Below are 10,501 nucleotides of genomic sequence, written 5' to 3'. Positions count from 1 at the left end.
ACTGCTAGTTAATCTGAGATAAAACGGTGATTGTCCCCCAGTGCTTTAAAGTGCCAGGGGACAGGCACACTGGCTTGCGCCATAGTATATATTTTGTAATTATGCAAAAAGGGAAACAGGGTTTAAAATGTACCCTTTGTAAGGACATTAAAAAAAAGTTGGGCTGCTTTATGAAGATGATCTCTGTACAGAGCGAGGGGTCATCTTTTTTTAATTCCATTGATTATAGTAAATCATATACTGCTTGATTTCACGTCTTAATTCTTCCAGATTTGTACATGTTTTAATAGAGGCTTCATCATTAAGATGGCCAAAGAAAGATTCTTGAGGAGCGTTATCCCAACAGTTTCCTCGTCTTGACATAGATTGGCGAAATCCCAGTTTATTTACTAATTTTTAAAAATGGGTGTGTGTGTAATGAACCCCTTGGTCTGAGTGTATTAAGGCATCATTTGCTTTCTTAAAGTTTCGCTTCGTTTTTAGCTTAAGCAGGGTGTGAGTAGCTAAATCGGTCGTCAATTTTCTTTTATTTACAAGGATCATTAAAGAAGAAATAAATATTCATGGTATAATTTTGAATAGTTAGACTTATTTGGATTGAGGAGGTAATGAGCCTAATGTCTTCCCAAGCAGTAGATAAATTTTTAACTGAACAAAATAAAAATATGGAGACACTTTATAAACCAGTTGTATTTAATAATTGGATGTCTGCAACAACAGGAAAAAAAGAGTGGAGCGAAAAACATGAAAAGTCTTTAAGTGATTATTTTGCTAATTTTTCTGAGCAGGAAACTTTTAATAAGGTAATATCACTTAGAAAAGAGCAAAATCTTACTCATATTCAATTACGCCAATTAGACGATTTATATAATAAAATGGTTAAAAATCAGCTTGATAAAAGTGAACTGGCTGAAACCATAAAACTAGAAAAAGAGATTTCAAATGTATTTAATACATTTAGACCTACGTTTGAAGGGAAAGAAGTAACAAATAACGTACTATTAGATATTCTTAAAAACAGTAATCAAAATGAACAAAGAAAAGAAGGATGGCTTGCTAGTAAGCAAGTCGGAAAGAAAATTGAAAAGAACCTTTTGAAATTAATACATAAAAGAAATAAAGATGCAAAAGTATTGGGATTCGATAATTTTTATCAAATGAGCCTATCAACTCAAGAATTGGATATCGATACTGTTTTTGATACGTTTAAACAGTTAAAAGATTTATCAGATGAACCATTCCGTATCATTAAAGATGAAATAGACGAAGAACGGGCAAGAAAAATGAATATAAAAAAAGAAGAACTGCGCCCTTGGCATTATGCTGATCCATTTTTTCAAGAAGCTCCTTCAGCAGGAGGGGTGGACTTAGATCAATTTTACAAAGGTAAGGATTTAGAGAAGGTTGTTATTGATACATTTAGCTCTATGGGATTAGATATTGAAGACATCCTTAAAAAGAGTGATCTGTATCCTCGTGAGAATAAAAATCCATTTGGATTTTGTACGAATATTGATCGTAAAGGGGATATAAGAGTTTTAGTAAATATGGATGAAAGTGTATTTTGGGCGACTGCTTTACTCCATGAGTTCGGCCATGCTGCTTATTTTAAATATATCGATCAAAGCTTACCTTTCATTCTGCGTTTCCATTCACACTCATTAACTACGGAAGCAATTGCATTGTTTTTTGGACGATTAAATAAAAATTTAGAATGGCAAAAACGTTTTTTAGGATTAAAAGAAGAACACCTAACAGATGAAATTCCAGCCATCGAAAAAATGCTGCAGCGTCAAATGTTAGTTTCTTCAAGATGGATTATGACCTTTACCTTTTTCGAAAGACAATTATACGAAAATCCTGACCAGGATTTAAATAAATTATGGTGGGAATTAGTAAAAGATATTCAATTTATGAATCCTCCTGAAGATACAAGCTATCCTGATTGGGCATCAAAAATGCACTTTTCTTTAGCCCCTGGCACTTACCAGGACTATTTACTAGGTGAATTAACAGCATCTCAGCTTCAAAATTATATGGAAACTCATATTTCTTCCGACTTATTCAAACCCGAAGTAGGTATGTATTTAAAAGAAAACTTCTTCAAATATGGTGCTTCTCTGCATTGGAATGAGAAAATAAAAATGGCAACAGGAGAATATTTAAATCCAGTTTACTTTATTAAACAATTTTTTTAATCATTTTGATCTCTAATATTGTAGGAATATATAATAACAAGATAGTAGTTGCAACAAATAAGAGTGAAATTGAAAACTCATTTAAAGATAAATAATATATTAACAACTTTGGGAGAAAAAAATGACTCAAAATGGGATTGTTTTAGTAGCGAGTGTATCAATATTCAAAGATAATGAAGTCTTAATCATAAAAGAAAACAAACCAACAGCTATTGATAAATGGAACTTTCCGAGTGGACGCATTAAGAATGGTGAAGACATTCTCTATACCGCTTGTAGGGAAGTAAAAGAGGAAACAGGCCTTGATGTTAAACTTAATAGCACAACTGGTGTTTATAATTTTATTAGTAGCACAAACGACCAAGTTATTTTGTTTCATTTTACTGGTGAGATTACTGGCGGATCATTAAATCTTGAAGAAGATGAGATTATAGACAGTAAGTGGATTAAGGTAAATGATCTTATGAAATTTAAAGATGAAGAACTACGGGAACCAAGGGTACAAAAGAAAATAATAAATAACTTATTAAGAGAGAATTTGCATTCAATTAGTCTTTTTAGTGATTAAATTATGGAGGTGCATCAAAATAGTAAAAATGTCATCTGCCATAGGAATATTAGCGGGTTCATCCAGTTTAATTTTATGGATTGTTTTCAATTTTTTAAACCCTTATGCTAATTTAACAGATTATGGTCCAATGATCAGCACATTTTTAATGTTGTTTCTGCCAGCTTGTTTAGTGATCTATTCTTCCTTAAGGGCTAACAAAAAATTAATGTTCATTGCTTTTATCTGGTCCTTGCCGCTTAGCTTATATTTTGCTATGACACCCGGTATTTTTGCTATGTTTGGTATTACCTGTATTTGTTATTTTGTTAGTTTTCTTTTACGAAAAGAAGTCTTGTAGAGGTAATAACTTATATTAATGATTTATCTGTCCTTGCACAAGATAGCAACAGCAATGAAGATATTAAGTTGCCTAAAAGCTACAACATTGGAGTTCGCCAGAGATTTATCAACAGAATTACAAAATACTTAAAGCTTTTTATTATACTTGAGGAAGAAGGCATTTTTCTTTTCATATGGATGAAAAGGTAATTGTAAATAAAAAAGTAGAAATATACTTTACTAATGATCAGTAAAAATAAAGGTTTCTTTAGCTAGCATGTGTTTTCCTTCAATTGAATTTTTATATTTAAGCTTTGTTGATTTATGATGACAAATCTATAATACCCATTAATCATGGGAAATCCAGTGGGTTCATTGTACCCGAGAAACAGGGGAAAGGCGTAAAACGGTCACAAAGAAAGCTCCAATGAACCTGAGAAACAGGGAAAAGGCATAAAACAGTCACAAAGAAAGCTCCAAAGTACCCGAGAAACAGGGAAAAGGCATAAAACAGTCACAAAGAAAGCTCCAATGAACCCGAGAAACAGGGAAGAGGCATAAAACGGTCACAAAGAAAGCTCCAATGAACCCGAGAAACAGGGGAAGGGCATAAAACGGTCACAAAGAAAGCTCCAATGAACCCGAGAAACAGGGAAGAGGCATAAAACGGTCACAAAGAAAGCTCCAATGAACCCGAGAAACAGGGGAAGGGCATAAAACGGTCACAAAGAAAGCTCCAATGAACCCGAGAAACAGGGGAAGGGCATAAAACGGTCACAAAGAAAGCTCCAATGAACCCGAGAAACAGGGAAGAGGCATAAAACGGTCACGATATAAAGCTTGATCGATAATAATATTTTCATATACACAATAGTTCAACTAAGGTTCTAAAACTGAACACTCAATAATTAAAAGGTGGACAAATATTATGAAGTTAAAAAAGTATATGATTGGCTTTTCGACAGGATATATTTTTTGCATGCTCATTACTTATTTTTTCTTTGATTTCTTTTCTTGGTCTTTCGCTGTTGGCTCAGCAATGGGAATAGTCCTATTTATACTAATCATTAATTTACATTAGTAGTAGCCAGCATGTTAAGTCGCGGTAAATCAAAGAAAAAGAAATATATCATTTGCGGATTAACAACAATGTTAGCAATAGCCCCCTTATTTTCATGGGTCGTTTCATTCCAGTATGCAATAAAAAGGATTTGCAGGGGTGGCACTAATGATGCTCATGTTTCCGCTTCTATTTTTGGTCGGACTTTGTTCTTCTACTCGTAGGGATTTTTAAAAAAAGGGGAGCTGAACCTATTTAGACAACAGAGTCCTATTATTTACAAGCGTTTTTTATTGTATGGAACAGTTAAATGTAATAGGGGTGTTTGCGATAAAAAAGGAAAAAATAATATTATTAGGAGTTAATATTCTAGCAATACCATTATTTTGGCTTAGCAATTTAATAACTCCGAATCCCGGGCAGTCATCAGGAAATGGAAACCCCGCCATTTTATTTATGGGTATTCTTTTTTGTTATTTTGCTATTCAGTGTATTTGTGGATGCGAACCTTTCATTACCTTAACATTAAATCTATTACCGTAACATTAAATCTATTACCTTAACTATTAGTACATTAGTTATGACTTTTTACCTTCTTATTGCATTTGTTTATCAGAGAAGTGCTTTTATAAAATATCGAGATGTTTTAGCTGATGCTTATAAAGAGAATTTTGGTTTTGTTGACTGGGAGTACATTGAACAGATTACTTCTTTTATGTCTATACACGTTAATAACCAATATTTTAATCTAAACACATATATTATGTTCTTAACTCTGTCAGCTCTTATTGCTTTAATCATTGATCGCTTTCGAAAAAAGATCTTTAACGATTCCTCTTGGAAAAATCGAAATTGAATAAAAGAAGGCATACTAATCTGTTGTTTTCAGGTGGTATGCCTTTTAAAATTCTCTAAAAGGTTGAAAGATAATCCCACGAAAAACCTCGAATGTATACTCCAAAATAACTAGAACTCCGACGTTTTTTCGACACGAAACTCTATCTTTTGAAATATATTTGTAATAATTTTGGTGATTAATTTTTGATAGGACAGTGTTATAATAAAAAATGTGTGAATAACGGACAAAAATTGACCAATTTTGCGTAAATTTCCCACAATAAGCTTATTTAAAATTCTACAATCTGCCTCAATATCTAACATGATCGATTTCAACATAACCAAACAACAAACGACTTTAATTGTATGATGTTAGTTTTTAGAAATAATAGATTAGTAGAAGCAACAAATACTACATACTAGCCCGTTAAAAAAATTATTAGCAGCCACTAGTTAAATAGAAGGGAGAAGCTGATTAAGTGAAACGAAAACTTCTTATTCTAGGAATTGGAATTATTGTAGGTTATGGCAGCTTGAGTTATTCGGTTTCTGATACTGCATATGCTGAACAAGCAAATAAGCAGCTTGAGGATAAAAAGAAGGATGTTCAAAATAAGCGTTCAGGCGTCCAATCAGAAATTGACAGCACACAAAATAAAGTGGATGAAATCAATACTGAACAGGCCGCCGTTACAAATGAAATTAAAGAAATAGATTTTGCAATAACTGACACAAACAGCAAAATTAGAGAAAAAGAGGCTCAAATCGGAGATGCTGAGAAAGAGATACAAAGACTTCAAGCGGAAATTGCTGTTCTAAAGGAGCAAATTAAGAAACGTGATGAGCTTTTGAAAGAACGTGCCCGGTCTCTTCAAGAAAACGGCGGAGCTATTAATTATTTAGATGTATTATTAGGAGCACAAAGCTTTGGAGATTTTGTTAACCGGGTAAGTGCCGTAACTACATTTGTGCAGGCTGATAAGGATTTGCTTAAGACTCATCAAGAGGATAAAGCATTGCTTGATCAAACAGAGGCTAAGGTTCAAAAGCAGTTAGATGAATTGAATCAAAAGAAGACAGAGCTTGTAGCAATGAAGAAAAAACTAGATAATCAAAGTGCTGAAAAAAATAATCTATTAGCTCAATTAAACAAAAATGAAGAAGAAATGCATGAGATGCTTCATGAACTTGAGGATCAGGATGCCATCCTTGCTGCTCAGGAAAAGGCAGTTAAACAGGAAATTGCAGCATGGAATAAAAAGCAGAGAGAGCTAGAAGAGCAACGGAAGAAGCAAGCAGCAGCGAACAACGGCTCGATTGGTGCATCACCGCCAGTAACGAGTGGAGCATCACCGCCAGTAACGAGTGGAGCATCACCGCCAGTAACGAGTGGTGCATTCATGAACCCGACTACTGGTAGGCTTACTTCACATTTTGGTCAACGAGGGGGAGAGTTCCATTCAGGTATTGACATTGGAAAAGGCGGGCGAACAGGAGCAGTTCCGATCGTTGCCGCAGCATCGGGTACAGTTATCCGTGCCAACTATGATCGAAGCTATGGGAATGTTGTGATGATTACCCACGTTATCGATGGACAAGTAATGACGACCGTTTATGGTCATTTGGAAAGCCTAAATGTCTCGAATGGTCAAAGAGTTGAAAAAGGCCAAAAGCTAGGAAATATGGGCAGCACAGGGAATTCAACAGGTCCGCACTTACACTTCGAAATTCATCATGGAGGATGGAACGGAAGCAGATCAAATTCAGTGAACCCACTTAAATATGTATCTTATTAATTTTCAAAAAAAGATTGAGAGTAGGCAAGATTTTCTTGCAGACTTTCAATCTTTTTTCTTTTTAAAAAGTAAACTGTCGGTCGATTTACGTGAATAAGCCATTATGACAAGTAAAAAAGCTTTATTAATTTATGCTGGTGAAAGCCTAATCGTTCCCGAGGATAAGGGGAAAATCAAAAAGCGGTCACGAATCCGGCCTAATCGTTCCCGAAAATGAGGGGAGAGCCAGAAAGTGGTCACGATTACTGCTTAATCGTTCCCATAAATGAGGGAAGGATCCAAAAGCGGTCACGATTAAAGACCCTCTGGGGAATCAGAAAAGAAGCAAAATGAAAAATCGTATACCAAGCTGCTATAACCAAATGAAAAATGTTGAAAGAAGAAGGAGAATACATTCTTGAAACAATTCATGTAGTAAATGAAGTAGCAGAAGCAACCTTTACATGCACAGAAGAAGTTTCATCCACCACCGAAGAACAGCTAGCTTCTATGGAGGAAATAGCCTCATCCTCGCATGCACTTTCAAAAGTGGCAGAGGAATTAAAAATGCTGGTAGGGGAATTTAGAGTATAGCGGTTGGATAAAACCATTGTCTAAAAGGAAGAGGCACTTTACCCATTTGGTATTGTGCCTTTTTAATAAATTTGAAATCTAATTTTCTCAGCAAGCTCCGGGAAATCTATAAATGGATTTCGATTGCCTTGAATGCGGTAAATGGCTCGATTTCGATGTTTCTCGTGGATGGTGACTTTAAATTGATGGTTCCAGCTAATAAGGAGACCTAAATCGATTTGTTGTAAAAAAGGTTTCCGAATCGCCTTTGGATAGCGAAGCAAGAAATACAACATGGCCCTTGCAGCAGCACCCTTCCCATTTTCCGGTTCAAATTTTCCCTCGTTCGCTACTCCGCAGTGATTTTGAATTACTTCTTCAGAGGATTCTGGGACATAAAAATCAAAATCATCGTATGGAAAATTCGAACGAGCTGTATTACATTCGGGCTGGCACACAAATAGATGGTGCAGATCCCCTTTCATTGGTTCTTTTCCGCCAAACCAAGATTGGGGGACGATATGCTCTGTATTAAATTTTATGGAAGATTCAATATTGGCCATTTTTTTGTGCAGTTCATCTAGTAAATGTTTCTTATTTTTAAGGAGTCCTAGAAATTCGTCGTATTTTTTGCGAATCGTTTCGAAGTCCTCTTCAATAATCGTTTTTGGATCCTTATGCTCACCAGAATATATGCTTTTAACAGAACCGTCAGGCTGCATATCAACCCAAGTATATAGGAATTGATCTTTACTAATAAAATAGGGGATACGCTGTTGATGAGTTCTTTTGACTAGTTCATGATAATAAGCAAAGAGATTATTAGAATCCCCAATATTGGCGACGGATGAATAGTAGTGTTTTACATCTTTCGCATCTTGCTTCTCATTATAATAAAGCTGCTGATTGAATTGGATTTTTTCTGTGTTTGCTTTTACAGTAGCTAAAGATTCGCTTACATCTTTTCTATATGATTGTTCTAATTCATTAAAGTTATCTAGTAAAATAGCTTGGGTTTGACGATCTTCCATACCAATCCATCCCTATAAGCTGTCTTCCTTTGGTTATATCATATTAGTAGAGCTAATGTCACTCTGTAGAAAATTGGATAAAACATAATATTGCTGTCTATTTATCTAGCAAAATTCAATCGATAATCATTGAGGAATGAAGATCAGTATTTATTTTTAAAAAATGACAAATTTTATCCACTTTTCCAATAGTACTTTTGCTATTGTAGAAGTGGAGGGAAAATGGATGAACGATATGATACTTACCTTTATTATTTTAATCGTCACAACGATCGCCTTTGTCTTTGGAAGATGGCGGTCCGATCTTGTTGCGGTTGCTGCATTAATTGCTTTATCTATAACAGGAATTGTGACTCCACAGGAAGCATTAGCAGGTTTTTCGAACTCTGTCGTCATTATGATTGCGGGTCTATTTATTGTGGGGGCGGGTATTTTTAATACTGGCTTAGCGAATCAAATTGGAAAGCAAATCATCAAGCTAGGTGGAAAAAGTGAAATAAGGATGCTAGTCATCGTCATGCTAACGGTGGGCTGTTTTAGTGCTTTCATGAGTAATACCGGTACTGTCGCCATTTTGCTACCAGTCGTAATGAGTATGGCATTGCAAATGAAGGTAAGCCCAGCGAAATTTCTCATTCCGCTTTCCTATGCGAGTAGTTTAGGAGGTGCTATCACATTGATTGGAACACCTCCAAACTTAGTTGTGAATGCAATCTTAAAAGAACAAGATTTGGAGCGGTTTCATTTCTTCGGATTTACACCTATCGGAATCGTTGCTCTTATTACTGGGATTTTATTTATGGTGTTTTTCGGAAGAAAGCTTTTGCCGAACGGTGCTGACTTTTCAAGTGTGGAATCAACAAATTTATCGTCTCGGGAATTAGCTGGTTTTTATAAAATATACGATCATCTTTTTCTGCTAAAAGTTCTAGAGGGCTCTAGTATAAGCAGCAAGAGCTTAACACAGATTAATTTACCAGAAAAATACGGCGTTACTGTTATTACAATTAAGCGCAAAGGAAATGAAAGATTCCCATTTCAATCGAAAATTCCTCATTTGCTAACTCCGAAGGAACAGATAAAGGAAGAGGATTTAATTCTAGCTTTCGGGGAGCAGGAAGCGATTGAAAAAATAAGTCATGACTATCAATTGCAGAAGCTAGAATGGAAGAATAAAGAGGATATTCACGCCAATTTCTTCTCAAGAGTATTCGGGCTAACGGAAATATTAATTACACCGCAGTCCAATTTTGTCGGAAAGACGTTAAAGGATGTTCATTTCCGTTCGAAATATCACTGTAATGCGCTGGCGATTAATCGGAGAGGCAAGTATATTCAGGAGAATGTCTCCAATACGAAGTTTCGGGTCGGGGATGCGATTATCGTTCACGGAAAATGGGAGGATATTGAATTAATTGACCAAGATCAGAGTAATATTGTAGTAGTCGGAAAAGTAGTAGATGAAGCGGGAACAGCATTTGCAGCGGGAAAGGCTTCAATTGCAGGCTTAATCATGTTATTCATGCTTGTTCTCATGACAACAGAGTGGATTTCACCAGTTATGGCTGTGATTATAGCCGCTTTTCTGATGATCGTTACGGGTTGCGTTCGCTCGATGAATGATGCATATCAAAAAATAAACTGGGAATCGGTCGTTTTAATTGCAGCCATGCTACCATTAGCGACGGCTTTGGAAAAAACAGGTGGTGTTACTTTTATTAGTAAGATCATTATTGATGCTCTCGGTGACTACGGCCCATACGCCATTTTAACTGGCTTTTATTTCTTGACTATGACACTGAGCCAATTCATTAGTAATACTGCAACTGCTGTTGTATTTGCCCCTGTCGCCCTTGCAGCTGCACAAGCATTAGAAATTAGCCCATATCCATTGTTAATGGGAGTTGCCGTTGCTGCGAGTATGGCCTTTTCAACGCCAGTCGCATCGCCAACTAATGCCATGGTCATGTCAGCAGGAGGCTACCAATTTAAAGACTATGTCAAAGTCGGACTACCGTTACAGCTGATATTAGCCATTGTCATGATCATCTTTATTCCTTTTGTATATCCATTTTAATAGTAGTGCCTATGGGGCAGGGCTAAGGTTTTATCCTCGTCCCGATATCAGGAAGAGTATG

General features: G+C 35.8%; 7 protein-coding genes and 1 pseudogene. 6 read left to right on the top strand and 2 right to left on the bottom strand.

What is annotated here, in order from left to right:
* Positions 1–210: 210 nt before the first annotated feature.
* Positions 211–522, bottom strand: a pseudogene (locus KHA94_RS20880) (integrase core domain-containing protein); the annotation flags it as partial.
* A 95-nt stretch (positions 523–617) separates the two neighbouring features.
* Between KHA94_RS20880 and KHA94_RS20875 the strand changes: the two are divergent.
* The 5 genes from KHA94_RS20875 (at position 618) to KHA94_RS20855 (ending at position 7,353) form a co-directional block, all read left to right on the top strand.
* Complete coding sequence (locus tag KHA94_RS20875; RefSeq protein WP_213104058.1) at positions 618–2,198, top strand: M3 family metallopeptidase; 1,581 nt, start codon at positions 618–620, stop codon at positions 2,196–2,198.
* Between the two features lie 121 nt (positions 2,199–2,319).
* Positions 2,320–2,766 carry an NUDIX hydrolase gene (locus tag KHA94_RS20870; protein ID WP_213104057.1) on the top strand — a complete coding sequence of 149 codons (447 nt, stop codon included), beginning with the start codon at positions 2,320–2,322 and terminating at the stop codon, positions 2,764–2,766.
* Between the two features lie 1,249 nt (positions 2,767–4,015).
* Complete coding sequence (locus tag KHA94_RS26075; protein WP_249365662.1) at positions 4,016–4,168, top strand: hypothetical protein; 153 nt, start codon at positions 4,016–4,018, stop codon at positions 4,166–4,168.
* Positions 4,169–5,463: 1,295 nt separating this feature from the next.
* Entirely contained in the window at positions 5,464–6,780 is a 1,317-nt protein-coding gene (locus KHA94_RS20860) for a murein hydrolase activator EnvC family protein (protein ID WP_213104056.1), read from the top strand.
* A gap of 369 nt (positions 6,781–7,149) precedes the next feature.
* A complete protein-coding gene (locus KHA94_RS20855; protein ID WP_213104055.1) occupies positions 7,150–7,353 on the top strand; it encodes a hypothetical protein in 204 nt (67 codons plus the stop codon).
* A gap of 62 nt (positions 7,354–7,415) precedes the next feature.
* Here KHA94_RS20855 and KHA94_RS20850 read toward each other — a convergent pair whose 3' ends face one another.
* Positions 7,416–8,363, bottom strand: coding sequence for an endonuclease I family protein (locus KHA94_RS20850; RefSeq protein ID WP_213104054.1), 948 nt, complete (start codon positions 8,361–8,363; stop codon positions 7,416–7,418).
* Between the two features lie 226 nt (positions 8,364–8,589).
* Here KHA94_RS20850 and KHA94_RS20845 point away from each other — a divergent pair, with 226 nt between their 5' ends.
* The gene (locus tag KHA94_RS20845; RefSeq protein ID WP_213104053.1) at positions 8,590–10,440 is read left to right on the top strand and encodes an SLC13 family permease; all 1,851 of its coding nucleotides are present in this window, start codon (positions 8,590–8,592) and stop codon (positions 10,438–10,440) included.
* The last annotated feature ends 61 nt before the right edge of the window (positions 10,441–10,501 follow it).

Origin of the sequence: Cytobacillus citreus, from assembly GCF_018343665.1 — a bacterium.
In the GTDB taxonomy this organism is placed as follows: domain Bacteria; phylum Bacillota; class Bacilli; order Bacillales; family Cytobacillaceae; genus Cytobacillus; species Cytobacillus citreus.
This window is presented reverse-complemented; position numbering and strand designations above follow the sequence as displayed.

Excerpts from the sequence above, each read along its gene's own strand:
- KHA94_RS20875 (WP_213104058.1), top strand. The coding sequence starts at position 618 with ATGTCTTCCCAAGCAGTAGATAAATTTTTAACTGAACAAAATAAAAAT.
- KHA94_RS20870 (WP_213104057.1), top strand. The coding sequence starts at position 2,320 with ATGACTCAAAATGGGATTGTTTTAGTAGCGAGTGTATCAATATTCAAA.
- KHA94_RS26075 (WP_249365662.1), top strand. The coding sequence starts at position 4,016 with ATGAAGTTAAAAAAGTATATGATTGGCTTTTCGACAGGATATATTTTT.
- KHA94_RS20855 (WP_213104055.1), top strand. The coding sequence starts at position 7,150 with ATGTTGAAAGAAGAAGGAGAATACATTCTTGAAACAATTCATGTAGTA.
- KHA94_RS20850 (WP_213104054.1), bottom strand. The coding sequence starts at position 8,363 with ATGGAAGATCGTCAAACCCAAGCTATTTTACTAGATAACTTTAATGAA.
- KHA94_RS20845 (WP_213104053.1), top strand. The coding sequence starts at position 8,590 with ATGAACGATATGATACTTACCTTTATTATTTTAATCGTCACAACGATC.